The sequence below is a fragment of the Shinella sp. WSC3-e genome, assembly GCF_945994535.1.
GTDB classification, from domain to species: domain Bacteria; phylum Pseudomonadota; class Alphaproteobacteria; order Rhizobiales; family Rhizobiaceae; genus Shinella; species Shinella yambaruensis.
On record NZ_OZ000530.1, the window covers coordinates 718074 to 743556 of the forward strand.

Consider the following 25483-nt stretch of genomic DNA (forward strand, 5'->3'; position numbering starts at 1 on the left):
CAGGCTGACGTAGAGAGGCACCATTCTGCCCGCCTTGCATGAAAACCATGCGACAATACCGAAGAGAACGCCGGCCTCAAACGTAACCCCGTTTAGTCTTTGGAAAAAACCGGGTAGTCTCCGCGCCCGGACAATGCCCGCGTTGGAGTCGCAATGCTCGAAATCCTCTCCCTGGTCGCGATCGGCCTGGCGCTCTATACCCTCAATGCTTCGCGAAACAGCGTGCAGAAACTCGGCGAAGAGGTGATGCGGCTGAAGCGCGAGGTCGAGGCGCTGAAGGCCGAAGGGGCGGCGGCCCCGGTGGGGACGGCGGCCGCGGAAACCGCGGAAACCGCCCCCGAAGAGGCGGCGGAGGAACCGGCGCCCGCCGATTTCGCAAGCCCCTGGGCCACGGCGCAGGCAACGGGGACGGACGAGGCCGGGAAGGGCCGCTCCATCTTCGGCGGCGGGCCCGCCGTTCCGGCCGAAGCGGCGGTTGCAAGCGAGGGCGCGGACGAAGCCGTCGCGACGGCCTCCGCCGTTCCCGTGGTCGCGGCAAAGCCGAAGGAGAGCTTCGAAAGCCGCATCGGCGCGCGCTGGGCCGTCTGGGTGGGCGGCATCGCGCTGGCGCTCGGCGGCATCTTCATGGTCAAGTATTCCATCGAGGCGGGGCTGCTCAGCCCGGCCGTGCGGCTGTCGCTGGCCGCCGTCTTCGGCCTCGTGCTCATGGCGGTCGGCGAGTTCGTGCGCCGCCGTACCCTGCCGGTCATCGCCAACGCCTTCCAGAACGCCATGATTCCCGGCGTGCTGACGGCCGCCGGCGCCATCACGCTCTTTGCCGTCACCTACGTCTCCTACGAACTCTACGGCTATTTCGGTCCGCTGACCGCCTTCGTGCTGCTCGCCGCCGTTTCCTTCGCGACGATCGGCCTGTCGCTTCTGCACGGGCAGGCGCTCGCCGGCCTCGGCCTCCTCGCCTCCCTGGTGACGCCCGCGCTGGTCGCGACCGAGGAGCCGAGCGCCTGGGGCCTCTTCGGCTTCCTCTCCGTCGCCTGGCTTGCCACCTTCGCCGCCGCGCGCATCCGCCGGTGGCAGGTCGTGCCGGCGCTCGCCAATGCCGGCATGGCGCTCTGGGCGGTGCTCTATCTTTCGGAGGCGAGCACGGTCGCGGTCGTGCCGCTGCTCTTCGCCATGCTCGTGCTGGCGCTTGGCCACGGCGTCATCTGGCCGGGCAGCATCACGGCGGAAGACGTGCCGCCCGCGACGGGCGCCGCCTCCGCCGATCCGCTCGATCGCCTGCTTGCCCCGCCCGCCGTCGCCATGTCGCTGACCGGCGCGCTGGCGCTGACCTTCCCGGCGCTGGTTCTGGCCAATGCGGTGCCGGCGCTTTCCCGGGCGGATTACGGTTTTGCCGCGATCGTGATGGCGCTTGCCGTGCTCGGCGCGCTGCGCGGCTGGGCGATCTACCCGGCGCTCTTTTCCGCCATCGCGGCCGTGGTCGGCGTCGGTGCGATGGTGGTCGGGCCGGGCGGCCTGCTGTTCGACGATGTCTCCATCCTGGCCCCGCCGGCGCTGGACGACACCGCGGCGCTGCCATTGCCGGTGCCGGTGATCGCCGTCGTGCCGGTCGACCTGCTGCTCCTGCTCGCCGTCGCCTATGCGGCGGTCGGCCTTGCGGCGGTGCGCCTGCGCATGGCGGGGTCGTCGGCCTTTTCCGCGCTCTGGAGCCTCATCGCCCCGGCCGTGCCCTTTGCCATCCTCGCGCTGAGCTTCCTCAATTTCGGCAACCTATCCTTCGACCTCAAGCATGGTCTTCTCGCCGTGGCGCTCGGCCTCGCCTTCCTTGCGGCTGCCGAAGTCTTTTCGCGCGGGCGGGCGGAGGAGGACGGTCCGTTCATTCCGCAATGGGCGCTCGCCGCCGGCGGCTTCGCCTTCCTCGTGCTGGCGCTGCATGCCATGACGGACGGCCTTGCCACGACGCTCGGCATCGCGGTCCTCGGCACGGCCGCCGTCTTCGCGACGCGCCTTCGCCGCTGGCCGGTCCTGCCCTGGCTGATGGCCGGGGCGGCCGCGATCGTCGCCGGCCGCATCGGCTGGGAGCCGACCATCGTCGGCGCGGCGAACCTTTCCAAGACGCCGGTCTTCAACCAGCTTCTCGCCGGCTACGGCATTCCGGCCGCTCTGCTCGCGCTTTCGGCCTTCGAGCTGCGCCGCTGGCCGGGCACGCAAATCCGCAATCTCCTGCAGGCGCTGGCCAGCCTCTTCCTTCTGCTGACGGCGGCGATCCTCGTGCGGCACGGCATGAACGGCGGCGTGCTCGACAGTTCCGTGCCGACGCTCGGCGAGCAGTCGATCTACACGCTGCTGGTCATCGGCGCTTCGGCGATCCTGATGTCGCTCGACCTGAAATCGCCGAGCCCGGTCTTCCGCTACGGCTCCATGGTGGTCGGCGGGCTTTCGGTCCTGTCGATCCTCAGCGCCCATTTCGTCGGCCTCAACCCCTATTTCACCGGCGAACTGCTCGGCGAGTGGCCGTTCCTGGATCTTCTCTTCGTCGGCTACCTGCTGCCCGGCATCGCCTATGGCGGCCTTGCCTTCCATGCGCGGGGCCGGCGGCCGATGCCCTATGTGATCATGCTGGCGCTGACCGGCGTGGCGCTCGCCTTCGCCTGGGTCACGCTCAGCGTGCGCCGCTACTGGCATGGCGAGGGCATCGCCGACTGGAAGGGGTTCCTCCAGCCGGAGACCTACACCTATTCGGTCGTCTGGCTGCTGCTCGGCGTGCTGCTGCTGGCGGTCGGCTCGAAGTTCGATTCCAAGAGCATCCGCCTTGCCTCCGCCGGCCTCGTGCTGATCGCGGTCATCAAGGTCTTCCTGGTCGACATGGCCAATCTCGAAGGCATCCTCCGGGCGCTCTCCTTCATCGGGCTTGGCGCGGTGCTGATCGGCATCGGCCTGTTCTACCAGAAGATCCTCTCGGGAAAGTCCGGGACCGGCGAAAAGGCGGAATTGAACGCCGAGGCGTGACAGGCTAGGTCATGGGCAACCACTTGCGGATCGCCCATGACCTTCGCCTGCCTCGCTGCCGCCTTCTCGCCCCTCGGCCCCCTTGCCGAGCGCCTGCTGCCGCAGGCCTTTTCGGCCGATGACGGCTCGCACGACGCCGCGCATCTCATCCGCGTCTGGAAGAGCGCGCGTCGTATTCAAGCGGAGGAGGGCGGCGACCCGCGGCGGCTGGCGGCCGCCGTGCTGCTGCACGATTGCGTGGCGGTGGAGAAGAATTCGCCGCTGCGCGCCGAGGCCTCGCGCCTTGCCGCCGAGAAGGCGGCCCGCCTGCTTGCCACCGAAGGCTGGAGCAAGGAGGATGTGGCCGCCGTCGCCCACGCCATCCTCACGCACAGCTTCTCCGCCAATCTTGCCCCGCAGACGCTGGAGGCAAAAATCCTGCAGGATGCCGACCGGCTCGATGCGATCGGCATGATCGGTGCCGCGCGCTGCTTCTACATTGCCGGCCGCATGGGCAGCGGCCTCTACGATCCCCTGGATCCGCTCGGCGAAAACCGCCCGCTCGACGACAAGGCCTTCGCCATCGATCATTTCGAGGTCAAGCTGTTCAAGCTGGCGGAGGGGTTCCAGACGGCGGCGGGTGCGCGCATGGCGGGGGAGCGGACGGAGCGCCTGCGGGCGATCCGCGCCATGCTCCTGGATGAAATCTGAAGAAAAACATGCTTTTGTGCCGCCGTATTGAATCTCTCCGGCAGGCCGTTGAATCAACGTTTCAGGAAAGGTCGCCCGCATGAAGGTCGAGGGTCTCAACATTCACCCGCTGAAGAGCGGCCGGGCCATCCCCGTCGAAAGCGCCGCCGTGCGTCTCGACGGCCTTGCCGGCGACCGGCGTTTCATGGTCGTCGAGCCGGACGGCCGCTTCATCACCCAGCGCGAGCTGCAGGCGCTGGCCCGCGTCGAGGCGACGGCGGTCGGCGAAAGCCTGCATCTCGAAATGGAAGGTCGCCAGCTTTTCGCCAGCTTCGATCCCGAGGACCGTCTCGACGTGACCGTCTGGGACAGCCCGGTCAACGCCGCCGTCGCCGACGAGGCCGTCAACGACGTCCTGTCGGACTGGCTCGCGCGCCCGGTCAAGCTGGTGCACATGGATGCCGGGGCCGCGCGGCTGGAGGGCGAGGACTGGGCCGGCAGCCCGGCACCGGTCGCCTTCGCCGATGGCTTCCCGGTCCTCGTCACGACCACCGGCTCGCTCGCCGACCTCAACCGCACCCTTATCGCCAAGGGGCAGGAGCCCGTCGGCATGGACCGCTTCCGCACCAACATCCTCGTCTCCTGCGACGAGCCCTGGGCGGAGGACCTGTGGGAATCGATCGAGATCAACGGCATCGCCTTCGATTTCGTCAAACCCTGCGCCCGCTGCATCATGACCACGCAGGACCAGATGACCGGCGAGCGCATCGGCGGCAACCCGATCCAGGGCCTTGCCGAAAAGCGCATGTCCGCCGACCGCCGCGTGCCCGGCGTGCTCTTCGGCTGGAACGCCGTGCCGCGCGGCGAGGGCGAGGTCCGCCTCGGCGATACGGTGCGCGTGACGCGGACGCGCAGCGAACGCTGGCCGATGAAGGTGCGGGCTTAAACCCACCCGCGCCGCTTGAAGTAGAGAAACGGCATCAAGGCGGAAAAGATCATCAGGCCGATCGCATAAGGGTAGCCGAAGGTCCATTGCAGCTCCGGCATCAGCTCGAAATTCATGCCGTAGGCCGAGGCGACCAGTGTCGGCGGCAGGAAGACGACCGAGGCGACGGTGAAGATCTTGATGATCTGGTTCTGCTCCAGGTTGATGAGGCCGAGCGTCGCGTCGAGCAGGAAGTTGATCTTGCCCGACAGGAAGGCGGCGTGGTCGCCGAGCGAGGCGGCGTCGCGCTGCACGAGCTTGACGAGCTGGCGGATGTCCTTCGAGGGCCGGCGGGCCGGGCTCTCCACCGCCGCATGATAGGCGACGAGGCGCGAGATGCTGACGAGGCTTTCGCGCACGCCGCTGAGGAAATCGCCCTTGCGGCCGAGCTGCTCGATCAGCGCTTCCAGGTCCCGCGTCTTCTTGGTGGAGGAACCCGTCTTGCTGCGGAAGACCCCGCGCGAAATGCCGTCGATCTCGTTGCCGAGCCGTTCCAGCACGTCCGCCATGCGGTCGATGACCGCCTCGATGACACCGAGCATCACGTCCTCGCCGGTCTCGTAGCTGTGGCCGTTGCTGCGCAGTGCCCGGTTGCAGAAGGTCGTAAAGGGCTTTGCGTCGGCATGGCGCACCGTCACCAGCGTCGGGCCCTTGAGGATGAAGGTGACCGGCATCTTCATCGGTTCGTCGCCGTCGAGATTGGTGAGCGCCGTCATCGTCATGAACTCCGCGCCGTCCTCCTGGTAGAGGCGGGCGGACAGCTCGATATCCTCCATCTCCTCCCGCGTCGGGATGGAGACATGAAGGGCCGCCTCCACGTCCGTCACCTCTTCGGGCGTCGGGCTGAGGAGGTCGTACCAGAGGGCAGGGGCGATCGCCTGCTCGATGGCCGGGTTGGAAATTTCGCGCAGGCAGAAGCGGTCCGCCCTGCGGGCATAGATTTGCAGCATGCTTCACTCCTTGAGGCATTCTCGCCGTCCGGAGCAAAGCCTTTTCGGGGCTCCTACCGGATCGGTCGCTCGATTGCTCTCGATAGTCGACTGTCGGGGTCCATGATCTTATCCGGGTTCGGTTGGCGCCATGTGACGCCGGACGGGGGCATGCGCCCAAAATGCCGTGGCGTCAAGCACATCCGGTGGAGCGCGGCGCATCGGGCTTTCATCAATCCGGCTGATCGTCCGGTCAATTAAATTCGCTTTTGTTAATGCATGGTGCGGCGTAGGGTCCGGGCCTGATTTCCGGAGACGCACCATGTCCACCCCATCCGTCGTTGCGGCACCTGCCGCCAGCCGGCCTATGCCGTGGCTCATCATTCTCGCCGGCTCGCTGATCGCGGTGCTCACCTTCGGCCCGCGCTCGGCGATGGGTTTCTTCCAGCTGCCCATGCTGCAGGATACCGGCTGGGACCGCACCACCTTCGGCCTTGCCATGGCGCTGCAGAACCTTGCCTGGGGCGTCAGCCAGCCGTTCTTCGGCGCCATCGCCGACAAGTTCGGCACCTGGCGCGTGCTGCTCGTCTCCGGCCTCGTCTATGCGCTCGGCCTGTTCCTGATGTCGCTCGGCACTTCGCCGCTCTGGCTGCATGTCGGTGGCGGTGTGCTGGTCGGCCTTGGCGTCGGTGCCGGCTCCTTCGGCATCCTGCTCTCGGCCTTCGCGCGCAACGTGACGCCGGACCAGCGCTCCATGGCCTTCGGCATCTGCACGGCCGCGGGCTCGGCGGGCATGTTCCTCTTCGCGCCGCTGTCGCAGGGCCTCATCAGCGCCTATGGCTGGTCGGACAGCCTCGTCTATCTCGGCATCCTGATGCTCATCGTCCCGCTGCTCGGTATTCCGCTGCGCGGCAACTCCTCTTCCGGCATCACCGCGGCGAGCGAATACAAGCAGACCATCGGAGAGGCGCTGCGCGAGGCGCTCGGCCATCGCAGCTACCTGCTGCTGGTCGCCGGCTTCTTCGTCTGCGGCTACCAGGTCGCCTTCATCACCGCGCATTTCCCCGCCTATCTCGGCGATATCGGCATCGATGCGCGTTATGCCGTCATCGCGCTGGCGCTGATCGGCTTCTTCAACATCATCGGCTCGCTCGCCGCCGGCTTCATCGGCCAGCGCTATTCGAAGCCCTATTTCCTCGCCTATATCTACCTTGCCCGCTCGGTCGCGGTGGCGGCCTTCATCCTCCTGCCGAAGTCGCCGGCCTCGGTCATCGTCTTCGCCATCGTCATGGGCCTGCTCTGGCTCTCCACCGTGCCGCCGACCAACGGCCTCGTCGCCATCATGTTCGGCACGAAGCATCTCGGCCTGCTCGGCGGCATCGTCTTCTTCTCGCACCAGGTCGGCTCGTTCCTCGGCGTGTGGATGGGCGGCTATCTCTACGACCATTTCGGCACCTACGATCCGGTCTGGTGGCTCGGCGCGGCGCTCGGCATCTTCGCGGCGATCGTGCACTGGCCGATCGAGGAGAGGGGCGTCGTGCGCCCGGCCGCCGCCTGATCCGGAATCCCGCCCCGCCCGAAGGAATTCGGACGGGGCTTCTTGCAAACCGTCACAAAAGTTTCTAAATCTGAACCACCGGCAATGCCGGTTTTGTTTTGAAGCTATTATGCTCAAATTGAGCAAAATAGCCTTTCCGCCGGAGGGCGGCGGAAGAAAGGGAGGGTTCCATGACCGTTCTGGCCCAGCATGCGGGGATGGCCGAAGCCGCTCGTCCGCTCACTGCCGCGGAGCGCTTCGGCGTCGCCGAGAAACCGGACCTCACCTTCACGCCCGAGATCGCCCGCGAGACGGAACACCTCTACGAGAAGGTGAAGCAGTTCATCCCCGCCTTCGAATGGCCGGTCTATGCGCCCTATGTCGCCGCCATCAACCGGCTGAAGAAGGAGCGCGGCGCGGTCATCCTCGCGCACAATTACCAGACGCCGGAAATCTTCCACTGCGTCGCCGACATCGTCGGCGATTCGCTGCAGCTCGCCCGCGACGCCACCAAGGTGGATGCCGAGATCATCATTCAGTGCGGCGTGCACTTCATGGCCGAGACCTCCAAGCTGCTGAACCCGGAAAAGACGGTGCTCATCCCCGACGCCAGGGCCGGCTGCTCGCTGTCGGATTCGATCACCGGCGAGGACGTGCGCCTGCTCAAGCAGCGTTATCCCGGCGTGCCGGTCGTCACCTACGTCAACACCTCCGCCGACGTGAAGGCGGAGACGGACATCTGCTGCACCTCCTCCAACGTGCTCGCGGTCGTCGAGAGCCTGGAGAGCGACACCGTGCTTTGCATCCCGGACGAGTACCTGGCGATGAACGTCGCCAAGCAGACGAACAAGAAGATCCTCACCTGGAAGGGGCACTGCGAGGTGCACGAGCGCTTCACGGCGGCCGAGCTGCTCTCCTACAAGGAGGCCCATCCCGGCATCGAGATCATCGGCCACCCGGAATGCCATCCCGATGTCATCGCCGTCTGCGATTTCGCCGGCTCCACCTCGGGCATGATCAACTATGTGAAGGACCACCGTCCCCCGCGCGTGCTGCTCGTCACCGAATGCTCCATGGCCTCCAACATCCAGGCCGAGCTGCCGGGCGTCGATTTCGTCAAGCCGTGCAATCTCTGTCCGCACATGAAGCGCATCACGCTGCCGAAGATCCTCGACAGCCTGGTGCACATGACGGAGGAGGTCGTGGTCGACCCGGCGATAGCCGATCGTGCCCGCCTTGCCGTCGAGCGGATGGTGAATTTGAAGCAGTAGAGTAGCGCGTCAGCGCGAAATTTCGAGAAAGGCAGCGCCGAAGAGCCATTACGCCGATCCGTTGCCGCTGCCCCTCATCCCCCTGCCGGGACCTTCTCCCCGCAAGCGGGGAGAAGGGGGAAAGCGGCGAGGCTGGTGCTCCTCGCCCCGCTTGCGGGGAGAGGATGCCGGCAGGCAGGTGAGGGGCATACTGGCGGACCGAAGCGTCGGAGGAGTATGACATGCCCATAGACAGTTTCCGCCCGCAATCCTGGAACGGCATCGACGATATCGTCATCGTCGGCGGCGGGCTTGCCGGCCTGTTCTGCGCGCTGAAACTCGCGCCGCGTCCCGTCACCATCCTCGCCGCCGCGCCGATCGGCCAGGGGGCGTCCTCCGCCTGGGCGCAGGGCGGCATCGCGGCGGCGATGAGCCCCGGCGACACGTTCGAAAAGCACGTTGCCGACACGCTCGAGGCCGGTGCCGGCATCGTCGACGAGAAGATGGCGCGCTTCATGGTCTCCGAGGGCCCGGCGCGCATCCACGACCTGCTCGAATACGGCGTGCCCTTCGACCGTGACCTTGAGGGCAAGCTGCTGCTCTCCCGCGAGGCCGCCCATTCGGAGCGCCGCATCGTGCGCGTCAAGGGCGACATGGCCGGCAAGGCCATCATGGAGGCGCTGATATCCGCCGTGCGGAAGACGCCGTCGATCCGGGTTCTCGAAGGTTATGTCGTCGAGGAGCTGGTGCGCGAAGGCCGCTTCATCTCCGGCGTCGTCGCACGTCCGGATGCCGGCCAGTCGAAGAACCGCGTGCATTTCCCGGCCCGCGCCGTGGTGCTCTGCTCGGGCGGCGTCGGCCATCTCTACGCCGTCACCACCAATCCGTGGGAGGCCTGCGGCCAGGGCGTCGGCATGGCCGCGCGCGCCGGCGCCATCATCGCCGATCCGGAATTCGTGCAGTTTCACCCGACCGCCATCAATATCGGCCGCGACCCGGCGCCGCTCGCCACCGAGGCGCTGCGCGGTGATGGGGCGCACCTCGTCAACGCCGCGGGCCATCGTTTCATGCTGGATATCCACGAGGACGGCGAGCTTGCCCCGCGCGACATTGTCTCGCGCGGCGTCTTTGCGGAAGTGCAGGCCGGGCGCGGCGCCTTCCTCGATTGCACCAAGGCGGTCGGCGCCCATTTCCCCGACATGTTCCCGACGGTCTACGCCTCCTGCATCGCCGCCGGCATCGATCCCGTCACGCAGCCGATCCCCGTCGTGCCTGCCGTGCACTACCACATGGGCGGCGTGCTGACGGATGCGGAGGGGCGCACCTCGATCGACGGCCTGTGGGCGGCCGGCGAGGTCACCTCCACCGGCGTGCACGGCGCAAACCGCCTTGCCTCAAACTCGCTGCTCGAAGCCGTGGTCTTCGCCGCGCGCATCGCGGAAAACATCAAGGGCATGCTGCCGGAGCCGAAGATCAACGACTGGGGCAAGAATGCCGGCGAGAGCGACGACCTCGTCACAATCGAGGACAGCCCGGCGCTGAAACGCCTGCGCCGCGTCATGAGCGACCATGTCGGCGTCATCCGCAGCCGCGAGGGCCTGAAGACGGCGATCCGCGAGATCGCTGCGCTGGAGCGCGAAAACAGCCGCATGCGCTTCCACAACATCGTCACCACCGCAAAGCTCATCGCGACGGGCGCCTATCTGCGCGAGGAAAGCCGCGGCGGCCACTTCCGCTCCGATTTCACCGAGCAGAAGGCGGACTGGAAGCACCGCACCTTCCTCACCCTCGCCGATGCCGAGAAGGTGGCGGCGGACCTTTCGGAAACGGCGGCGGCTTGAGGCTTGGCAAAAATTGACAATCGCTCTTCCCACGCTAGAATCGGGCGAAAGGATCGCACGATGCCGACGCTGAATGTCAGCCTGACCCCGGAATTCACCGATTTCATCGAGGAGGCCGTCGCGAGCGGCTCCTATGTCTCGGCAAGCGAGGTCGTGCGCGATGCGCTGCGCCTGATGCGCCAGGAACGGGAAAGCGAGGCGGCCAAGCTCGCGCTCCTGCGCAAGGCGGTCGATGCCGGGCTGGCTCAGTCGGAGCGGGGCGAGTTTTCCGGCCGCTCCGTCACGGACATCTTCACCGCTGCCATCGGCGAGAAATGACCGTTCGGCTGACGGTTGAGGCCGAGCGGGACCTTGCGGAGATCGCGCGCTACACGGCGACGGCCTTCGGCGTTGCCCAAGCCATGCACTATGCCGCGTTGATCGAGCACGACATGGACCTCCTGGCTGAAAACCCGCTCCGGCCAGCGTCGCGTGCACGCGACGAGCTTCGCCCCGGCGTGCGCTCCATGCATCTTTCCCGCGCCGCAGCCCGGCGCCACGCCGCTGCGCATGTCCTTTATTATCATCTTGCCGCGGGCACGGATGAGGCACAGGATATCGTCATTCTCCGCGTCCTGCATGAACGCATGGAGCCGCTGAAGCGGCTCGTCGACGCCAACAGCCCTGAAAAGGATTCTTCGCCATGACCACCCCCTATCTCCCCGTTCTCTCGCCCCTGATGGTGGAGGACCAGGTGCGCGCGGCGCTGTCGGAAGACCTTGGGCGCGCCGGCGACATCACCAGCCAGGCGACCATCGCGCCGGAGCGTTCGGCGCGGGCGGAGCTGAATGCGCGCGAGGACGGCGTCGTCGCCGGCCTCGATCTCGTCCGCGCGGCGTTCCGGCTGATGGATCCCGAAATCCGCTTCGAGGCCTTCGTGAAGGACGGCGACCGGCTTGCGCCAGGCACGGTGATCGCGCGGGTTTCCGGCCCCGCCCGCGCCGTGCTTTCGGCCGAGCGGGTGGCGCTCAACTTCCTCATGCACCTTAGCGGCGTGGCGAGCTACACGGCGCGTTTCGCCGCCGAGATCGCCCATACGCCGGCCAGGGTCTGCTGCACGCGAAAGACCATTCCGGGCCTGCGCGCGCTCGAAAAATATGCCGTGCGCATGGGCGGCGGCTCGTCGCACCGTTATGGTCTCGACGACGCGATCCTCATCAAGGACAACCACATCGCCGTCTCCGGCGGGGTCGCCGGCGCCATCCATGCCGCCCGCGCCTTCGCCGGCCATCTCGTCAAGGTGGAGGTCGAGGTGACGACGCTGGAGGAACTGGAGGAGGCGCTGGAGGCGCAGCCGGACGTCATCCTGCTCGACAATATGGGGCCGGAGCTCCTGCGCCGCGCCGTCGAGATCAATCGCGACTGCGCGGGGTTGAGCGAGGCGACCTATGCCGCCGATCCGCGCCGCGTGAAGCTGGAAGCCTCCGGCAACGTGAACATCAAGACCGTCCGCGCCATCGCCGAAACCGGGGTCGACTACATCTCGACCTCCAAGATCACCATGGCCGCGCCGACGCTCGACATCGGCCTCGACGTCGTCGTGAGCTGACCCGTCCGGAACACCCCGGCGGACGATGCGTTCCGGTTCCATGGACAATGGCAATCGGAAGGATGCATCATGTGGAAGATCGTTGCAGGCGCGGTACTGGCCGCCCCGCTCATGAGCCTGCCCGCCGCCGCCCAGCAGGCGACGGATACGGCGCGGGCGAATTTCGTCGACCGTGACGGCAAGGAGACCGGCCGCGCGCAGGTGACCGCCGGGCGCGACGGCGTGCTGTTCGAGGTGGAGGTTTCCGGGCTCGAGCCGCGCAAATGGGTGGCGTTGCACATCCACGAGAACGGAACCTGCGAACATGCGGGCGGCCACGAATCGGCGGGCGGCCATTTCAATCCGGATGAAAAGAGTCACGGCTTCGTCTCGGCGGACGGTCCCCATGCCGGCGACCTGCCGAACCAGTATGTCGCCGAGGATGGCGTGCTGCGGGCCCAGGTCTATTCGACGATGGTGCGCCTCGACGATGCCGAGCGCGGCATCCGCGGCCGCGCGCTCGTCGTGCATGCCGGCTCGGACGACTACCGCACCGACCCGGCAGGCGGCGCGGGCGACCGCCTCGCCTGCGCCGTGATCGAATAGGGCCTATTCGGCCGGGGCCGCATCCGGCTCCGGCCCGCCAAGCTTCTGCCCGAAGGCGATGCGCACGCGACGGTTCATCTCCCGCGTCGTCTTGAACCATTGCGGCGTCGATACCCAGTAGCGCAGCGTCAGGACGGCCGCGCTCTCCTCCAGGCTGTCGACGAAGACCTGCGGCGGCGGCACGGATTCGATCATGGGATCTTGCTTTGCGATCGACAGCAGCCGGTCGATCTCGTTGTCGATGTCGCGATCGTTCGGCACTTTCACCTGCAGATCGTGCTTTCGGGTGCGTTCGCGGCTGTAGTTGGTGACGGGCGTGTTCCAGAGCGTCGAATTCGGCGCCAGGCGATAGAGGCCGTCGCTCGTCTTGAGTTCGGTGGCGAAGAGCCCGACTTCGGTGATCGTGCCGGAAACGTCCTTCGTCTCGATATATTCGCCCACCCGGAAGGGGCGCAGCACCAGAAGCATGATGCCGGCGGCGATGTTCTGCAGCGTACCCTGGAGGGCGAGGCCGATGGCGAGGCCTGCGGCACCGAGAGCGGCGATGATCGAGGCCGTCTGCACGCCGAACTGGCCGAGCACCGTCACGAAGACGAGCACGAGGACCGCATAGCGCAGGATGTTCGCGAAGAAATGCGCGAGCGTCGCATCGATGCCGCGCACATGCGAAAGCCCGGTGAGCGCCCAGCGGTGCAGGATGCGGGAGAGAAACCAGCCGAGCACGAGCAGCACGATCGCGCCGAGGATAGAGAAGGAATATTGCACGGCAAGCGCGCTCGCCTGCGCCAGCGCCGCCCGCGTCGCAACGATGATGTCGGTTGCCTGTTGTTCCATGAACCTTTCCCCGTTGATATCGAAGGGGGAATGGCAGGATGCAGGATAAGTTCCGGCTGGAATTGCTCTAGCGCATGCCGACCTTGAGCCCCGGCGCGGGACGCTCCTCGAGAATGCGGCGGCGGAAGCGGAAGAGCGCGGCGGGGCGCCCGCCGGTGGCGGCGGTGGACCCGCCCGTCGCCTCGACCAGTTCGGCGCCCTCGACCAGCCGGCGGAAGTTCTGCTTGTGCAGGTGCCGTCCGGAGATCGCCTCCACCGTCGCCTGCAGCTCCGTGAGCGTGAATTCCGGCGCCATCAGCTCGAAGATCACCGGGCGGTACTTGATCTTGCCGCGCAGCCGCGCCATCGCGGTCGCAAGGATCCGGCGGTGGTCGTGGCGCATGGCGACGCCGGGCGCGGGATGGCACGATCCGGTGCGCCCGTCCGTCACCGCCTCCTCGGCAAGGCCGGCCTCGTAGAGAAGCTCGTAGCGTTCCAGCACGCGCTCCTCGTCCCAGGGGAAGTCGTCGAGGCCGAAGGCGAGGCGCAGGCGCGTGCGCATCGAGGGCAGGGCGCTTGCCCGTTCCTCACGCGTGTTGTCGGCCGCAAAGGCCTTCAGGGCGGGCAGGATGAGCTGGTCGATCAGCGCCGGCCGTCCCTGCCGCCAGTCCTCCCAAGGAAGGTAGGTGTACCAGTCGCGCCAGGCGGCGCCGGCTTCCGCCAGCCGCTCGTTCGCCTCCGCATCGGTGCGGGTAAGCGCGATATAGCCGACGGAGACCATGTGCGTGCCGGCCTCGTCCGGCAGCTTCTGGCGGCCGCGGTCGCCGAAGGTGTAGAGCTGCTCGATATAGCCGAGCTTCAGCGCTGTCTGCGCCTCGACGCTGGCGCGCAGGCTCGTCTCGAAGGTGCGGTGCTGGTGCGGGTCGAAGGGGCCGAAGGGCAGGGCGTCTCGGCCGCCCGCGCCCCCGCCGATGGCGAGGATGCAGGGGTTGCGGCCGGAAATCGCGACGACCGCCGCGTTGAGGCCGATCTCGACCGGCGGGCGGGCGCGGCTCTCCATCATGGCTGCAGCGTCTGCGGCGCGGCGGAAAAGACGAAGGGGCTGTCGCCGACATAGTCGGCTCCGCGGCCGATGGCCCGGACGGCGGCGACGAGCCGCCCGCCGCGCGACAGCACATGGTCGCCGATCTCGATCAGCCGGGCATTCGGCGTCGCCTGCACGGAGGCGCGGCGAAGGCGCATTGCGAGGTCGTGCTCGTCCTGGTCCGGCTCCACGGCGAGCGCGGCGATCAGCGCGGCGGCGGGGGAGCGGGAAACGCCCATCATGCAATGGACGAGCAGCGGCGCCTGCCGGTCCCAGCCGCGCGCAAAGCCGACGATCGCGGCCACATGTTCCTCGCCGGGCGCGACGAGGCTGCCGGTGCCGGCAAAGGCGATGTCGTTGACGCCGACGATCAGGTGGCGATCGGCGGCGATGATGGCCGGGCGGTGGAAATTCTGCTTCGGCGCGACAAGGCTCAGCATGTCGCGGCAGCGGTGGCGCACGGCCAGTTCCGCGATCTTTCCGAGCGGCGCGACGACGATCGTACCCATCGCGTCACACCGCCGCGGCGAGCGGGCCGCGCTCCCGCTCCAGCGCTTCGAAGCGATCGGCGAAGCGCTGCTGCGCGAGGGTGGCGGGCAACGGCGCGATCTCGATCATCTCCAGCGTGATGCCGCGCGGCGCGCCGAAGAACTTGACCGCCTCGGCATGGGAGAAGCCGGCAAGCTCCGTCGCCTCGAAGAAGGCGGCGACCTGGTCGGCCTTCTTGATCCTGGCCTTCAGGCTCGCGGGGGTGGCGGGCGGCAGGCCGAAGCGCAGGTGCACGGCCGCCTCCAGCCGCTTCTCCACCGTCTTGTAGCCGCCGCCGACCACCGCCTTGAAGGGCGAGATCATGTCGCCGATCACGTATTCCGGCGCGTCGTGCAGCAGCGCCATCAGGCAGTCGTCGGCATTGCAGCGGTTCTGCCGGCGAAAGATCGCCTCGACGACCAGCGAATGCTGCGCGACCGAAAAGGCATGGTCGCCATTGGTCTGGCCGTTCCAGCGCGCGACACGGGCAAGCCCGTGCGCGATGTCGGACAGTTCGATGTCGAGCGGCGAGGGATTGAGCAGGTCGAGGCGGCGGCCGGACAGCATGCGCTGCCAGGCCCGGGGCTCCGTCTTGGCGCGGGCGGCTCCGCTCATTGCGCCGGCACCTCGGCGGTTTCCTGCGGGAAGGCAAGGCCCGTCCACTGCGGCAGGGCGACGGTGACGGGCATGCCGTCGGCGGTGATCGGCGTGCCGCCATGGATGGCGTCGGCCGCGCGGTCGATGCGCACGATGGCAAGGCCGCGCGTGCCGGACACGCTGCCGAGCGTGCCGATCGGCTTGCCGCCGGCCAGAAGCTCGGTGCCCGTGGCGGGAAGGGCGGTCTCGCCGCTGACGATGACGGGGCGGCGGCGCGCTGTGCCGCGGTGCTGCATGCGGGAGACGACCTCCTGGCCGACATAGCAGCCCTGGCGGAAGGAAAGGCCGCCGGTGAGGTCAAGCAGCACGTCGTGCGGGAAGGCATCGCCGAGCGCATAGTCGCGGCCGGCTTCGACGAGCCCGGCGCCGATGCGCAGGGTTTCGTAAAGCGCCGGGTCGTCGCTGCCGCCCGTGCCCGGGCGGCGGGAGACGGCAAGGCCTGCCTTCGCGAAGCGGCCGTCCTGCGGGGCATCCGCCTCGGCGGCGTCCCAGCTTGTCGTCACCGCGTTCCCCTCGACGGCGGCGAGATCGACCGCGGCGCGCAGCTTGTACATGGTCAGCCGCTTCAGAAGCGCATCGCGCTGCTCGTCCGCCGTCTCGACCAGGAAGGCGCCGTCGCCGTCGCGGCTTATCAGGAAGTCGAACAGGATCTTGCCCTGCGGCGTCAAAAGGGCGCCGGGACGGATCTCGCCGGCCGAGAGGTCGGGCAGGTTGGTGGTGATGAGCGATTGCAGGAAGGTTTCGGCATCGGCACCGGAAATGCGGAGGAAGGCGCGGCCGGAAAGCGTGACGGAAGGCATGATTCGATCCAGGGTTTGCGCCCGCCGGCACCATGCGGCAGCGGGCGGTGCATGATCGCACCCGTTGAAACAGAGGTAGAACGACCGGGCGCCTTTCGCAAGGTCGTGCCGTCTTGCCCCCTGCTTCCGGATGGGGGAGAAGGACGGCCACGAGAGGACAGGGGCTCCGCCATGACCGCCGCAACGGCACTTCCCCACGATGCATGGGCCGCCTGGCATCCGCGGGAGCTCGCCCGCCGGCTTGCCGGCATCGCGCGGCCCTGGTGCGTCGCGGGCGGCTGGGCGCTCGATCTCTGGCACGGGGAGGAGACGCGCCCGCACGAGGACCTCGAATTCACTATCCTGCGCGCCGACTTCATCCATTTCCGCGCGGCCTTGCCGGGCCTGCGCCTTCATGCGGCCGGCGATGGCCATGTCGAGCCGCTCGGTCCGGACGAGATGCCGCCGTCAGGCATCGCGCAGGTCTGGTGCGAGGATGTGGCGGCGGGCTGCTGGCGTGTCGACATGATGCTGGAGGACGGCACGCCGGAGACCTGGGTCTACAAGCGCGACCCGTCGATCCGCCGGCCGCGCGCCGAGGCCGTGCGCAGGACCGCCGATGGCATCGCCTATCTCGCGCCCGAGATCATCCTGCTCTTCAAGGCAAAGTACCGGCGCGGCAAGGACGAGGCGGATTTCGCAAGGGCGCTGCCGCGGCTTGACGCGGCCGAGCGGCGCTGGCTGAAGGCCGGCCTCGCGCTGGCCCATCCCGATCATGCCTGGAGCAAGGCCCTGTAAGGCTCAGTCGCCGGTGACGAAGAACTTCCACTGGCCATCCGGTGTGATGCCGACGCGGTAGAAATTGTAGCTGCCGAATTCCTTCATGTCGGCGAAATCGCCGGCCGTCACGATGCGCAGCAGATCCACCTTTTCCGGTGGCGTCAGCGTTGCGAGCGGCTTTTCGGCGAAGTAGGGCCAGACATAAAGCTCGTCCGCCGTGCCCTTGCCGACATGCACGAAGCCGGTCGCCAGCACGTCGAGCAGGATCGCCAGCACCTCGATGCCTTCGTCGTCGCCCGACTGGCCCTTGAGGGTCTCGACAGGGCCTTCGTCGGTCTCGACGATGGAGACCTGCGTTTCCGTCATGCCCTTGCCGAGCAGGGGGCGCAGGCGCTCGATATCGCCGGAGGCGGCGGCCTCCACGATGAGCTCGCGCATGCGGCGCACGGGCTCCGGCGCCTTGGCGATGTCGGAAAGGAACTCGACCGGAACCTCGGGCTCGTCGGCGGCCTTGTCGTCCGCGGCGGGCGTGCCGTCCGAGGGTTCGGTCACGGCTTCGTTGCGGCGAATCAGCGGGTCGGGCATCGGCAGTTCGAGGGGGTCGGTTTCTTCCTGCTCCTCCTCGACGGGCGGTGTCTCGCTGCCCTCGGCCGGCTTCTGCTGCACCTGGCCCTGCTCGTTCTTCAGTTCGCTGAGGGCGAAGGCGGGCCGGGCGGGCGCCACCAGCGCCGCCGTCGTGAAAAGCACCGACAATACGATGAGGCTGCTGCGAAACAGCGTTTTGCCGCCAGTCGACGTCTGCATGACCTGTCTTTCCAGCCTATTGCAGGATGCGCTCGGGGGAGAATTCTCCGGCCAGCATGCGCTCGCGCAGCGATTCGAGCATCGCCTCCGCGCCACGTTCGCCATGGATGCGGATCGTTTCGCGCATGGCAAGCGCGATCGCGGCATCGGCGATGATTTCCGGTTCGATGCCATCAGCCATGCCGTCGGCCCAAGCCTCGTTCTGGTGTTCCAGAGCGGCCTGCATCTTCTCGTGCACGATCATCTCGTCGATATCGTTGAGAGTAGGTTCCATTGATCGGTCCATGCGAGGCATTCAGTTCTTACTTGACTGTTAACGACCTTAGCAGCCTTTTCCCAAAACGGCACTGGGTCCTGTAAAAAGAGGTTAATTAACCGCTAATTTCCGAAGCGCGCGGTAATTTCTGTGGCAAGTGTTGCACCTTCGTTACGGTATCTCTCTTCTGCGACAACGGCCGAGTCGGTGCAAGCGGTATAGATGGCGGCGAAGGAACGATATCCACGGTTGAATGCCGCGGTCAGTTTTTCCTGTCTTTTCGGCTCGTTGGCAGCTTCCAGCTCGATGAGGCGCTGCATGGAGGCCCGCCAGCCGTCCTCCGGCTTGTCCATGCACAGATTGCGCAGGTAGTGCACGGCGCCGAGGATTTCCGAGAGCCGTTCCAGCCGTTCGTCATAGGGCGCCGGCTTTTCCTCGACGGCCGCTGCCGGCGGCGTTTCCTTCGCGTCGCCCTTCGCCTGCTGGGCAAAGGCGGGCGCGGCAAGCGCCAGGCCGAGGAGGAGGGCGAGCCGAATCACCGTCATGCGTCCTGCCCCGTCCGTTCCGCCTCGAGCCGCCGGATGCACTCGCGCACGCTGTCCGGCGCCGGCAGCGTCTTTATTTCCTCGGCCGTATACCAGCCGACCGCCGCCGCATCGTCCGAAGCGACGGCGATGGCCGTGGCATCCGCCTCCACCTTGAAGACCGAGAGGCGGAACGACGGGCTGCCGGGGCCGTCCTCGCGGCCGGGCAGGTCGTAGGTCGCGAAAAGCTTGGGTTTTTCGGCGCGGATGCCGGTCTCCTCGAAGAGTTCGCGCAGCGCCGTCTCGGCCGGCGTCTCGCCCTCTTCGCCGCGTCCGCCGGGAAAGGCGTACATGTCGGCCGAGGGCGGGTTGCTGCGCAGGACCAGGAGATAGCGTCCGTCGCGCTCGATGATGGCGGAGGAGGCGGGCTGGGGCGTCTTGGATATCTTCATCGCGGTCCGGTCCGGTTGCGCTCGATTGACCCCTTATAGGCAAAGTGCGATGACGATGCCATGTGTGGACGATTTGCATTGCTGGCCAAGCGGGATCTTGCGCGCGACTATTTCGACCTCGCCGAACTGGACGACCTGCCGGAGCGCTACAACATCGCCCCGACGCAGCCGATCCTGGTCATCGTCGCGGGCGAACGGCAACAGCCCGGCAGCAACCTGCCGGAGCGCAAGGCCATGCTGGTGCGCTGGGGCTTCATGCCCGGCTGGGTGAAGGACCCGCGCGACTTCCCGCTGCTCATCAATGCGCGTGCCGAGACGGCGATCGGCAAGGCCTCCTTCCGCGCCGCCATGCGCCATCGCCGCGTCCTCGTGCCGGCCTCCGGTTTCTTCGAATGGCGCCGGCCGGAGGGCAAGGGCGGCAAGGCGCAGGCCTACTGGATCCGCCCGAAGAAAGGCGAGATCCTCGCCTTTGCCGGGCTGGTGGAGACATGGTCGTCCGCCGACGGCTCGGAGGTCGATACCGGCGCGATCCTGACGACGGCGGCGAACAACGACATCGCCCGCATCCACGACCGCATGCCCGTCGTCATCCGCCGGGAGGATTTTTCGCGCTGGCTCGACTGCAAGACGCAGGAGCCGCGCGACGTGACCGATCTGATGAAGCCGATCGACGACGGCTTCTTCGAGGCGATCCCGGTGTCCGACAAGGTGGGCAAGGTCGCCAATATGGGGCCGGATATCCTGGAGCCGGTGGAAGAGCGGGCCGAAGAGGCGCCTGCGGAAAAGAAAAAGGGCGCGGACGCGCCCCCATCGTCATCCGACCAGCTTTCGCTGTTCTGATTTCATACCGGCGAAGTGGCCTCGAAGCGGCTCAGTCGTAGAGCGGCTGAAGCACGGCCGGGATATCGCGCTTGGGACGCTTGACCTCGGTCTTCGCTTCGGGCTTGCAGCGCGTGGCAGCCACCACGGCGGGCAGGCCGAGCGGCTTGTAGCGCGCCTGCAGGTTTTCGTTTGCTGCAGGGTTCTGCAGCGGCTGCTTCCTTACGGTCGACATCGTCTTTCTCCTGAAGTGTCAGGCAGCCCCGTCTGTTTCCCCCGGTTGCTACCCCCAATGCGCTATGCATTTACGCGACCCATTCGGCCAAATTCTGCTCAAACTTTGATCGCTCTGCGGCAAGCGACTGAAAAGACAGGTTTTCACGATCAAATATTGTGACGGCCGCAAACATTCATTTCCTCGGGGCCGGCCGACCCCTTGCCATCAGTGTGGCTGCGGCGACGGCGCGGATGCCGATCGGATTGTAGCGGGTGGCAAGGTCGGTCTCGGGGCGCATGTCTGTCTTTCGGGTCTTCATGGTCCTGTCCCTTCTGTCCGCCGGCGGGTTATGCCGGCCTCGTCCTTCTTTTCCCATGCCGGCAGGGGCGGGTGTGTCACCGCGGGAACAGTGGAGCCTCGGCGAGAATTTCGTCCCGGAAGGCGCCGCGCCCGCTTGACCGGACGCACGCGCGGCGCGATAAAGCAGGCCATGAAAACGGTACTCTGCATTCGCTGGAGCATTATTCGCTAGCGCACGCGCTGGCCCGGCCGTTTTCGTCCCTCAAAATCCCCGGATGACAACGCCCCGGCCAGCCGGGTCTACGCCTTTGGGGAGATTTCTATGGCCGAAAAGCCGGTCCTGACGCTGTACAACACGCTCACGCGCTCGAAGGAGCCCTTCGCTCCCATCGATCCCGACAATGTGCGCATGTATGTCTGCGGCCCGACGGTCTACGACTTCGCCCATATCGGCAATGCGCGGCCGGTCATCGTCTTCGACGTGCTGTTCCGCCTCCTGCGCCATGTCTACGGCGAGGACCACGTCACCTATGCCCGCAACATCACCGACGTCGACGACAAGATCAACGCCCGGGCGCTGCGCGATTTCGGAAAGGAGATCGAGGACGGCAGGCTCTCGCTCAACGAGGCGATCCGCCGGGTGACGGAGAAGACGGCGAACCAGTTCCACGCGGACATCGCCGCGCTCAGCGCCATGCAGCCGACGCACGAGCCGCGCGCCACCGAGTTCGTCCAGCCGCGCGGCGACGGCAAGGTGGACATGATCACGCTGATCGAGCGCCTCATCGAGCGCGGCCACGCCTACCAGGCGGGCGGCGAGGTGCTGTTCGACACGCAATCCATGGCCGACTACGGCCAGCTTTCCAAGCGCAATCTCGACGAACAGCAGGCGGGCGCCCGCGTCGCCGTCGACGCGCACAAGAGGAATCCCGGCGATTTCGTGCTCTGGAAGCTCTCCTCGCCGGAGGAGCCCGGCTGGGAAAGCCCTTGGGGCCGCGGCCGCCCGGGCTGGCACATCGAGTGCTCCGCCATGTCCGCCGCCTATCTCGGCGAGACCTTCGACATCCACGGCGGCGGCCTCGATCTCATCTTCCCGCATCACGAGAACGAGATCGCCCAGTCGCGCTGCGCGCATGGCACGCCGGTCATGTCGAATGTCTGGATGCACAACGGCTTCCTGCAGGTCGAGGGCCGCAAGATGTCGAAGTCCGAGGGCAATTTCTTCACGATCTCGGAACTCCTGCACGAGGAGAAGTTCGGTGGCCGCAAGTGGCCCGGCGAGGTGCTGCGCCTCGCCATGCTGATGACGCACTATCGCGAGCCGATCGATTTCAGCGTCAAGCGGCTGGAGGAGGCCGAACGCCTGCTCGCCAAATGGCCCGCCGGCGGCAATCCGGCCGAGGGCCGCGTGGACGAAAGCGTGCGCGCGCCGCTCCTCGACGATCTCAACACCGTCGCGGCCGTGCAGGCGCTGCACGCGCTCGCCCAGTGCGCCAATGCCGATCCGCTGATGCTGCCGGTCTTCGCCGCCAGCGCCGAGCTGCTCGGCGTCCTGCCGAAGAAGGCCGAGGTTTCCAAGGCGCTCGAGGACAGTATCGAAACGCTCATCCAGCTCCGCCTCGAAATGCTGAAGGCGAAGAACTTCGCCGAAGCGGACAAGATCCGCGACGACCTCGCCGAAAAGGGCATCCAGCTGAAGGACGGCAAGGATCCCGGGACGGGCGAGCGCGTGACGACGTGGGAGGTGAAGCGGTGAGGTTGTGTCTGCTTTGGTAGAGGCATATGCTTAGGCCTATGCCTTTGGATGATGGAGGTCACGATGAATGCAAGACCTAAGGAAGCGCCTGATGCGGTGCAGGGGCGGGAGGTGAAGCTCTTCCGTAACGGCCGCAACCAGGCCGTCCGGATTCCGGTGGAATTCGAACTGCCGGGAAACGAGGCGGTCATGCACAAGGAAGGTGACCGTCTCATCATCGAGCCAAAGCCGAAGAAAATGGGGCTCGCCGCGTTGTTGGCGACCTTCGAAACCTGGGAAGGGGACTTTCCGGAACTCGACGAGACCCAGCCGCCGCCGGAGGATGTCGAGCTGTGACGGCCTTTCGCTACATGCTCGATACGAATGCCATCTCGGAGATGGTCCGCAATCCTGATGGGACGCTCGCTGACCGGGTGAAGGCCGCGCCGGACGCATTGTGCACAAGCGCCATCGTGGTTTCGGAGCTGCGTTACGGTCTGCGGAAAAGGGGAGCGGTTTCGCTCGCCCGTCGTGTCGAGGCCGTTCTAGGGGAGATCGCGATCCTCCCCTATGATACGCCCGTTTCCTTCGCTTATGCGCAAACGCGCGATGCACTGGAGAGAAGAGGCCAGCCGATTGGCTATACGGACCTTTTCATCGCCGCCCATGCTCTCTCGCTGGAACTCACGCTCGTCACCGCCAATGTCCGTGAATTCTCGCGTGTCGAGGGCCTGAAGGTCGAGAACTGGCTAGAGGCAGGTCCATGACCACACCCTTCTATACAGGCGGCTGCCAGTGCGGTGCCGTGCGCTTTCATGTCGAGGGGACGCTTGGCGATGCGTCGGTCTGCCATTGCCGCATGTGCCAGAAGGCGAGCGGCAATTTCTATCTGCCGCTGGTCTCGGTGCGGCAGGCGAAGCTCACCTGGACGCGGGGGGAGCCGAAGCGGTTCCGCTCGTCGAACCACGGCTATCGCGGCTTCTGCGGCGATTGCGGCACGCCGCTGACCTACGAGGCGCCGGACGGCGTGGCGCTGACCATCGCCGCCTTCGACGATCCGGCCGGGATCGCCCCGCGCATCCAGTGGGGCATCGAGGCCAAGCTGCCCTATGTGGACGCGATCTCCGGACTGCCGGGCGAGGAGACGATGGCGGACCAGGATGCGGCGTCCTTCCTCGCCGACCTCGTCTCCTACCAGCACCCGGACCATGACACGGAAGCATGGCCGCCGGAGCGCGAGCCATGAGCATTTCACGCATCTATACCGGTGGCTGCCAGTGCGGCGCGGTGCGCTACCGGGTCGAGGGCACGCTCGGCGATCCGCATCTTTGCCATTGCCGCATGTGCCAGAAGGCGGCCGGCAACTATTTCCTGCCACTCGCCAATGCGCCGCGCGACCGTTTCTCCATGACGCGCGGCGAGGCCGGCTGGTTCCAGTCCTCGGAGATCGTGCGCCGCGGCTTCTGTCGCGATTGCGGCACGCCGCTGTTCTACGATGCGCTCGCCGCCGACCATATCAACGTGACGCTCGGCTCGCTCGACGACCCGGACGACGTGCGCCCGATCGCCCAGGCGGGCGTCGAATCGCGCCTCGTCTGGTTCGCGCAACTGGCGAAGCTGCCCGAGAGCGAGAGCGACGAAGGGGAGTTCGGCGCGGCGCGCCATATCGTTGTTCGCGCCTCCAACCGCCAGCATCCCGACTATGACACGGACCATTGGCCGCCGGAGGACATTCCATGACCGCGCCCCGGCCGGAACTCGGCTTTCCCCGCAAGTGGCTCTATCTCATCGCCGGCAAGCTGATCCTGATCACCGCCGTGGTGGTCGCCGTCGTCGTCTATTCCGCCTATCGTTGAAGGAGCCGTCATGAGCGTCGAACAGGAAGAGACAAGAACCGGGGGCTGCCAGTGCGGCGCCGTGCGTTTCCGCATCAAGGGCGGACTCGGCCGCCCGTCGATCTGCCATTGCCGCATGTGCCAGAAGCAGTTCGGCGGCTTCTTCGGCCCGCTCGTCACCGTCAAGGGCGAGGTGGAATGGCCGCGCGACGAGCCGGCCTATTTCCAGTCCTCGATCAACATCGACCGCGGCTTCTGCAGGCAATGCGGCACGCCTCTCACCTACAGACATCCCGGCGGGCTGGAGATCGCCATCGGCGCCTTCGACAAGCGCGACGACCTCGCCCCGCAGATCCAGGTGAATTTCGACGCACGGCTTGCCTGGGTCGACACGATCTTTTCCGCGCCCGTTCACCAGGACCCGGACTATTACAGCCAGCAGGAAAAGATCATCTCCTTCCAGCACCCCGACCATGAAACCGAAAACTGGCCTGCCCACGGAATGAAATTATGAGCGAGACCCTGCGTAGCCTCTATTCCGAAATCGAACCCTATGCCTGCGGCCATCTCGATGTCGGCGATGGGCACAGCATCTACTGGGAACGCGTCGGAACGCCCGGCGCCAAGCCGGCCGTCTTCCTGCATGGCGGCCCGGGCGGCACGATCTCGCCGAGCCACCGCCGCCTGTTCGATCCCAAACTCTACGACGTGACGCTGTTCGACCAGCGCGGCTGCGGCAAGTCCACGCCGCATGCGGAACTGGAGGCCAACACGACCTGGCATCTCGTTTCCGATATCGAGCGGCTGCGCGTCATGGCCGGGGCGGAAAAGTGGCTGGTCTTCGGCGGCTCCTGGGGCTCGACGCTGGCGCTCGCCTATGCGGAAAAATACCCGGAGCGGGTGTCGGAGCTCGTGGTGCGCGGCATCTATACCCTCACCAGGGCCGAGCTCGACTGGTACTACCAGTTCGGCGTCTCGGAGATGTTCCCGGACAAGTGGGAGCGCTTCATCGCGCCCATCCCGCCGGAAGAGCGGCACGAGATGATGCATGCCTATCATCGCCGCCTGACGAGCGACGACAAGGCGACGCGCATCGCCGCCGCCAGGGCCTGGAGCCTGTGGGAAGGCGAAACCATCACGCTGCTGCCGGAGCCTTCGACGAGCGACAAGTTCGGCGAGGACGAGTTCGCCCATGCCTTCGCCCGCATCGAGAACCACTTCTTCGTCAATGCCGGCTGGCTGGAGGAGGGGCAGCTCCTGCGCGACGCGCACAGGCTGCAGGGCATTCCCGGCCTCATCGTGCACGGGCGCTACGACATGCCATGCCCGGCAAAGCAGGCCTGGGCCTTGCACAAGGCCTGGCCGGAGGCGGAGTTCTACCTCATCGAGGGGGCAGGCCACGCCTATTCGGAGCCCGGCATCCTCGACCGGCTGATCTACGCGACGGACAAGTTCGCGGGGAAGATCTGAGAGGCTGCCCCTCACCCTGACCCTCTCACTGCAGGCGGGG

31 protein-coding genes are annotated in these 25483 nt (G+C 66.8%); 19 read left to right on the forward strand and 12 right to left on the reverse strand.

Going from position 1 to position 25483, the window contains the following annotated elements:
• Positions 1–153 precede the first annotated feature (153 nt).
• From AABF56_RS03570 to AABF56_RS03580, 3 genes are all read left to right on the forward strand, one after another.
• Entirely contained in the window at positions 154–3006 is a 2853-nt protein-coding gene (locus tag AABF56_RS03570; protein WP_272804943.1) for a DUF2339 domain-containing protein, read from the forward strand.
• Between the two features lie 36 nt (positions 3007–3042).
• Positions 3043–3696, forward strand: a complete 654-nt coding sequence (locus tag AABF56_RS03575; protein WP_272804944.1) for an HD domain-containing protein — start codon at positions 3043–3045, stop codon at positions 3694–3696.
• Between the two features lie 79 nt (positions 3697–3775).
• A complete protein-coding gene (locus AABF56_RS03580) occupies positions 3776–4621 on the forward strand; it encodes an MOSC domain-containing protein (RefSeq protein WP_272804945.1) in 846 nt (281 codons plus the stop codon).
• Here the strand turns inward: AABF56_RS03580 and AABF56_RS03585 are convergent.
• Complete coding sequence (locus AABF56_RS03585) at positions 4618–5610, reverse strand: magnesium transporter CorA family protein (protein WP_244770090.1); 993 nt, start codon at positions 5608–5610, stop codon at positions 4618–4620. The genes AABF56_RS03580 and AABF56_RS03585 overlap by 4 nt on opposite strands.
• Before the next feature lie 301 nt (positions 5611–5911).
• Here AABF56_RS03585 and AABF56_RS03590 point away from each other — a divergent pair, with 301 nt between their 5' ends.
• From AABF56_RS03590 to AABF56_RS03620, 7 genes are all read left to right on the forward strand, one after another.
• A complete protein-coding gene (locus AABF56_RS03590; protein ID WP_272804946.1) occupies positions 5912–7147 on the forward strand; it encodes an MFS transporter in 1236 nt (411 codons plus the stop codon).
• Positions 7148–7317: 170 nt separating this feature from the next.
• Positions 7318–8397 (forward strand): quinolinate synthase NadA, encoded by a 1080-nt coding sequence (gene nadA / locus AABF56_RS03595; protein WP_244770092.1) that lies wholly within the window; start codon positions 7318–7320, stop codon positions 8395–8397.
• Positions 8398–8618: 221 nt separating this feature from the next.
• Positions 8619–10217: an L-aspartate oxidase gene (locus AABF56_RS03600; RefSeq protein WP_272804947.1), complete on the forward strand. Its 1599-nt coding sequence runs from the start codon at positions 8619–8621 to the stop codon at positions 10215–10217.
• A gap of 60 nt (positions 10218–10277) precedes the next feature.
• Positions 10278–10535, forward strand: a complete 258-nt coding sequence (locus AABF56_RS03605; protein ID WP_272804948.1) for a type II toxin-antitoxin system ParD family antitoxin — start codon at positions 10278–10280, stop codon at positions 10533–10535.
• Positions 10532–10903, forward strand: a complete 372-nt coding sequence (locus tag AABF56_RS03610) for a type II toxin-antitoxin system RelE/ParE family toxin (protein ID WP_272804949.1) — start codon at positions 10532–10534, stop codon at positions 10901–10903. The genes AABF56_RS03605 and AABF56_RS03610 overlap by 4 nt, the downstream gene beginning before the upstream one ends.
• The gene (nadC, locus tag AABF56_RS03615; RefSeq protein ID WP_272804950.1) at positions 10900–11805 is read left to right on the forward strand and encodes a carboxylating nicotinate-nucleotide diphosphorylase; all 906 of its coding nucleotides are present in this window, start codon (positions 10900–10902) and stop codon (positions 11803–11805) included. Before AABF56_RS03610 ends, nadC begins: the two co-directional genes overlap by 4 nt.
• A gap of 69 nt (positions 11806–11874) precedes the next feature.
• Positions 11875–12390 carry a superoxide dismutase family protein gene (locus AABF56_RS03620; RefSeq protein ID WP_133033221.1) on the forward strand — a complete coding sequence of 172 codons (516 nt, stop codon included), beginning with the start codon at positions 11875–11877 and terminating at the stop codon, positions 12388–12390.
• A gap of 3 nt (positions 12391–12393) precedes the next feature.
• Here the strand turns inward: AABF56_RS03620 and AABF56_RS03625 are convergent, their stop codons facing one another.
• The 5 genes from AABF56_RS03625 to ygfZ all read right to left on the reverse strand — a co-directional run bounded on the left by AABF56_RS03625 (position 12394) and on the right by ygfZ (position 16272).
• Positions 12394–13224, reverse strand: a complete 831-nt coding sequence (locus AABF56_RS03625) for a mechanosensitive ion channel family protein (protein WP_244770096.1) — start codon at positions 13222–13224, stop codon at positions 12394–12396.
• Between the two features lie 67 nt (positions 13225–13291).
• Positions 13292–14263, reverse strand: coding sequence for an NUDIX hydrolase (locus AABF56_RS03630; RefSeq protein ID WP_272807430.1), 972 nt, complete (start codon positions 14261–14263; stop codon positions 13292–13294).
• The gene (locus tag AABF56_RS03635) at positions 14263–14796 is read right to left on the reverse strand and encodes a tyrosine phosphatase family protein (RefSeq protein WP_272804951.1); all 534 of its coding nucleotides are present in this window, start codon (positions 14794–14796) and stop codon (positions 14263–14265) included. Before AABF56_RS03635 ends, AABF56_RS03630 begins: the two co-directional genes overlap by 1 nt.
• 4 nt (positions 14797–14800) lie before the next feature.
• On the reverse strand, positions 14801–15430 hold the full coding sequence (locus AABF56_RS03640) for an HD family hydrolase (RefSeq protein WP_272804952.1): 630 nt from the start codon (positions 15428–15430) through the stop codon (positions 14801–14803).
• Positions 15427–16272: a CAF17-like 4Fe-4S cluster assembly/insertion protein YgfZ gene (ygfZ, locus tag AABF56_RS03645; protein WP_272804953.1), complete on the reverse strand. Its 846-nt coding sequence runs from the start codon at positions 16270–16272 to the stop codon at positions 15427–15429. The genes AABF56_RS03640 and ygfZ overlap by 4 nt, the downstream gene beginning before the upstream one ends.
• 171 nt (positions 16273–16443) lie before the next feature.
• Here ygfZ and AABF56_RS03650 point away from each other — a divergent pair, with 171 nt between their 5' ends.
• The gene (locus AABF56_RS03650) at positions 16444–17049 is read left to right on the forward strand and encodes a nucleotidyltransferase domain-containing protein (protein WP_272804954.1); all 606 of its coding nucleotides are present in this window, start codon (positions 16444–16446) and stop codon (positions 17047–17049) included.
• A gap of 3 nt (positions 17050–17052) precedes the next feature.
• Here AABF56_RS03650 and AABF56_RS03655 read toward each other — a convergent pair whose 3' ends face one another.
• The 4 genes from AABF56_RS03655 to AABF56_RS03670 all read right to left on the reverse strand — a co-directional run bounded on the left by AABF56_RS03655 (position 17053) and on the right by AABF56_RS03670 (position 19067).
• Complete coding sequence (locus AABF56_RS03655) at positions 17053–17835, reverse strand: hypothetical protein (RefSeq protein ID WP_272804955.1); 783 nt, start codon at positions 17833–17835, stop codon at positions 17053–17055.
• A gap of 16 nt (positions 17836–17851) precedes the next feature.
• Complete coding sequence (locus AABF56_RS03660; protein ID WP_245082708.1) at positions 17852–18121, reverse strand: hypothetical protein; 270 nt, start codon at positions 18119–18121, stop codon at positions 17852–17854.
• 92 nt (positions 18122–18213) lie between these two features.
• On the reverse strand, positions 18214–18636 hold the full coding sequence (locus tag AABF56_RS03665) for a TIGR02301 family protein (protein WP_272804956.1): 423 nt from the start codon (positions 18634–18636) through the stop codon (positions 18214–18216).
• Positions 18633–19067, reverse strand: coding sequence for an NUDIX hydrolase (locus AABF56_RS03670; RefSeq protein ID WP_272804957.1), 435 nt, complete (start codon positions 19065–19067; stop codon positions 18633–18635). The genes AABF56_RS03665 and AABF56_RS03670 overlap by 4 nt, the downstream gene beginning before the upstream one ends.
• 60 nt (positions 19068–19127) lie before the next feature.
• On the opposite strand from AABF56_RS03670, the gene AABF56_RS03675 reads away from it, so the two are divergent.
• Positions 19128–19907 (forward strand): SOS response-associated peptidase, encoded by a 780-nt coding sequence (locus AABF56_RS03675; RefSeq protein WP_272804958.1) that lies wholly within the window; start codon positions 19128–19130, stop codon positions 19905–19907.
• A gap of 31 nt (positions 19908–19938) precedes the next feature.
• Here AABF56_RS03675 and AABF56_RS03680 read toward each other — a convergent pair whose 3' ends face one another.
• Together AABF56_RS03680 and AABF56_RS03685 are read right to left on the reverse strand one after the other, a co-directional pair.
• Positions 19939–20121: a hypothetical protein gene (locus tag AABF56_RS03680; RefSeq protein WP_245082718.1), complete on the reverse strand. Its 183-nt coding sequence runs from the start codon at positions 20119–20121 to the stop codon at positions 19939–19941.
• A gap of 175 nt (positions 20122–20296) precedes the next feature.
• On the reverse strand, positions 20297–20422 hold the full coding sequence (locus AABF56_RS03685; protein WP_272804959.1) for a hypothetical protein: 126 nt from the start codon (positions 20420–20422) through the stop codon (positions 20297–20299).
• Between the two features lie 303 nt (positions 20423–20725).
• Between AABF56_RS03685 and cysS the strand changes: the two genes are divergently transcribed.
• The 7 genes from cysS (at position 20726) to pip (ending at position 25443) form a co-directional block, all read left to right on the forward strand.
• Complete coding sequence (gene cysS / locus AABF56_RS03690) at positions 20726–22159, forward strand: cysteine--tRNA ligase (RefSeq protein ID WP_272804960.1); 1434 nt, start codon at positions 20726–20728, stop codon at positions 22157–22159.
• Between the two features lie 63 nt (positions 22160–22222).
• Positions 22223–22495 carry an antitoxin gene (locus AABF56_RS03695; protein WP_272804961.1) on the forward strand — a complete coding sequence of 91 codons (273 nt, stop codon included), beginning with the start codon at positions 22223–22225 and terminating at the stop codon, positions 22493–22495.
• Positions 22492–22905, forward strand: coding sequence for a type II toxin-antitoxin system VapC family toxin (locus tag AABF56_RS03700; RefSeq protein WP_272804962.1), 414 nt, complete (start codon positions 22492–22494; stop codon positions 22903–22905). The genes AABF56_RS03695 and AABF56_RS03700 overlap by 4 nt, the downstream gene beginning before the upstream one ends.
• On the forward strand, positions 22902–23384 hold the full coding sequence (locus tag AABF56_RS03705; RefSeq protein WP_272804963.1) for a GFA family protein: 483 nt from the start codon (positions 22902–22904) through the stop codon (positions 23382–23384). Before AABF56_RS03700 ends, AABF56_RS03705 begins: the two co-directional genes overlap by 4 nt.
• Positions 23381–23878 carry a GFA family protein gene (locus AABF56_RS03710; RefSeq protein ID WP_272804964.1) on the forward strand — a complete coding sequence of 166 codons (498 nt, stop codon included), beginning with the start codon at positions 23381–23383 and terminating at the stop codon, positions 23876–23878. The genes AABF56_RS03705 and AABF56_RS03710 overlap by 4 nt, the downstream gene beginning before the upstream one ends.
• A gap of 126 nt (positions 23879–24004) precedes the next feature.
• Entirely contained in the window at positions 24005–24487 is a 483-nt protein-coding gene (locus AABF56_RS03715) for a GFA family protein (RefSeq protein ID WP_245082733.1), read from the forward strand.
• Complete coding sequence (gene pip / locus AABF56_RS03720; protein WP_272804965.1) at positions 24484–25443, forward strand: prolyl aminopeptidase; 960 nt, start codon at positions 24484–24486, stop codon at positions 25441–25443. Before AABF56_RS03715 ends, pip begins: the two co-directional genes overlap by 4 nt.
• Positions 25444–25483: the final 40 nt, after the last annotated feature.

Bases quoted from the DNA above. Each gene is read 5' to 3' on its own strand.
- AABF56_RS03570 (WP_272804943.1), top strand. From the start codon at position 154: ATGCTCGAAATCCTCTCCCTGGTCGCGATCGGCCTGGCGCTCTATACC.
- AABF56_RS03575 (WP_272804944.1), top strand. From the start codon at position 3,043: ATGACCTTCGCCTGCCTCGCTGCCGCCTTCTCGCCCCTCGGCCCCCTT.
- AABF56_RS03580 (WP_272804945.1), top strand. From the start codon at position 3,776: ATGAAGGTCGAGGGTCTCAACATTCACCCGCTGAAGAGCGGCCGGGCC.
- AABF56_RS03585 (WP_244770090.1), bottom strand. From the start codon at position 5,610: ATGCTGCAAATCTATGCCCGCAGGGCGGACCGCTTCTGCCTGCGCGAA.
- AABF56_RS03590 (WP_272804946.1), top strand. From the start codon at position 5,912: ATGTCCACCCCATCCGTCGTTGCGGCACCTGCCGCCAGCCGGCCTATG.
- nadA (WP_244770092.1), top strand. From the start codon at position 7,318: ATGACCGTTCTGGCCCAGCATGCGGGGATGGCCGAAGCCGCTCGTCCG.
- AABF56_RS03600 (WP_272804947.1), top strand. From the start codon at position 8,619: ATGCCCATAGACAGTTTCCGCCCGCAATCCTGGAACGGCATCGACGAT.
- AABF56_RS03605 (WP_272804948.1), top strand. From the start codon at position 10,278: ATGCCGACGCTGAATGTCAGCCTGACCCCGGAATTCACCGATTTCATC.
- AABF56_RS03610 (WP_272804949.1), top strand. From the start codon at position 10,532: ATGACCGTTCGGCTGACGGTTGAGGCCGAGCGGGACCTTGCGGAGATC.
- nadC (WP_272804950.1), top strand. From the start codon at position 10,900: ATGACCACCCCCTATCTCCCCGTTCTCTCGCCCCTGATGGTGGAGGAC.
- AABF56_RS03620 (WP_133033221.1), top strand. From the start codon at position 11,875: ATGTGGAAGATCGTTGCAGGCGCGGTACTGGCCGCCCCGCTCATGAGC.
- AABF56_RS03625 (WP_244770096.1), bottom strand. From the start codon at position 13,224: ATGGAACAACAGGCAACCGACATCATCGTTGCGACGCGGGCGGCGCTG.
- AABF56_RS03630 (WP_272807430.1), bottom strand. From the start codon at position 14,263: ATGGAGAGCCGCGCCCGCCCGCCGGTCGAGATCGGCCTCAACGCGGCG.
- AABF56_RS03635 (WP_272804951.1), bottom strand. From the start codon at position 14,796: ATGGGTACGATCGTCGTCGCGCCGCTCGGAAAGATCGCGGAACTGGCC.
- AABF56_RS03640 (WP_272804952.1), bottom strand. From the start codon at position 15,430: ATGAGCGGAGCCGCCCGCGCCAAGACGGAGCCCCGGGCCTGGCAGCGC.
- ygfZ (WP_272804953.1), bottom strand. From the start codon at position 16,272: ATGCCTTCCGTCACGCTTTCCGGCCGCGCCTTCCTCCGCATTTCCGGT.
- AABF56_RS03650 (WP_272804954.1), top strand. From the start codon at position 16,444: ATGACCGCCGCAACGGCACTTCCCCACGATGCATGGGCCGCCTGGCAT.
- AABF56_RS03655 (WP_272804955.1), bottom strand. From the start codon at position 17,835: ATGCAGACGTCGACTGGCGGCAAAACGCTGTTTCGCAGCAGCCTCATC.
- AABF56_RS03660 (WP_245082708.1), bottom strand. From the start codon at position 18,121: ATGGACCGATCAATGGAACCTACTCTCAACGATATCGACGAGATGATC.
- AABF56_RS03665 (WP_272804956.1), bottom strand. From the start codon at position 18,636: ATGACGGTGATTCGGCTCGCCCTCCTCCTCGGCCTGGCGCTTGCCGCG.
- AABF56_RS03670 (WP_272804957.1), bottom strand. From the start codon at position 19,067: ATGAAGATATCCAAGACGCCCCAGCCCGCCTCCTCCGCCATCATCGAG.
- AABF56_RS03675 (WP_272804958.1), top strand. From the start codon at position 19,128: ATGTGTGGACGATTTGCATTGCTGGCCAAGCGGGATCTTGCGCGCGAC.
- AABF56_RS03680 (WP_245082718.1), bottom strand. From the start codon at position 20,121: ATGTCGACCGTAAGGAAGCAGCCGCTGCAGAACCCTGCAGCAAACGAA.
- AABF56_RS03685 (WP_272804959.1), bottom strand. From the start codon at position 20,422: ATGAAGACCCGAAAGACAGACATGCGCCCCGAGACCGACCTTGCCACC.
- cysS (WP_272804960.1), top strand. From the start codon at position 20,726: ATGGCCGAAAAGCCGGTCCTGACGCTGTACAACACGCTCACGCGCTCG.
- AABF56_RS03695 (WP_272804961.1), top strand. From the start codon at position 22,223: ATGAATGCAAGACCTAAGGAAGCGCCTGATGCGGTGCAGGGGCGGGAG.
- AABF56_RS03705 (WP_272804963.1), top strand. From the start codon at position 22,902: ATGACCACACCCTTCTATACAGGCGGCTGCCAGTGCGGTGCCGTGCGC.
- AABF56_RS03710 (WP_272804964.1), top strand. From the start codon at position 23,381: ATGAGCATTTCACGCATCTATACCGGTGGCTGCCAGTGCGGCGCGGTG.
- AABF56_RS03715 (WP_245082733.1), top strand. From the start codon at position 24,005: ATGAGCGTCGAACAGGAAGAGACAAGAACCGGGGGCTGCCAGTGCGGC.
- pip (WP_272804965.1), top strand. From the start codon at position 24,484: ATGAGCGAGACCCTGCGTAGCCTCTATTCCGAAATCGAACCCTATGCC.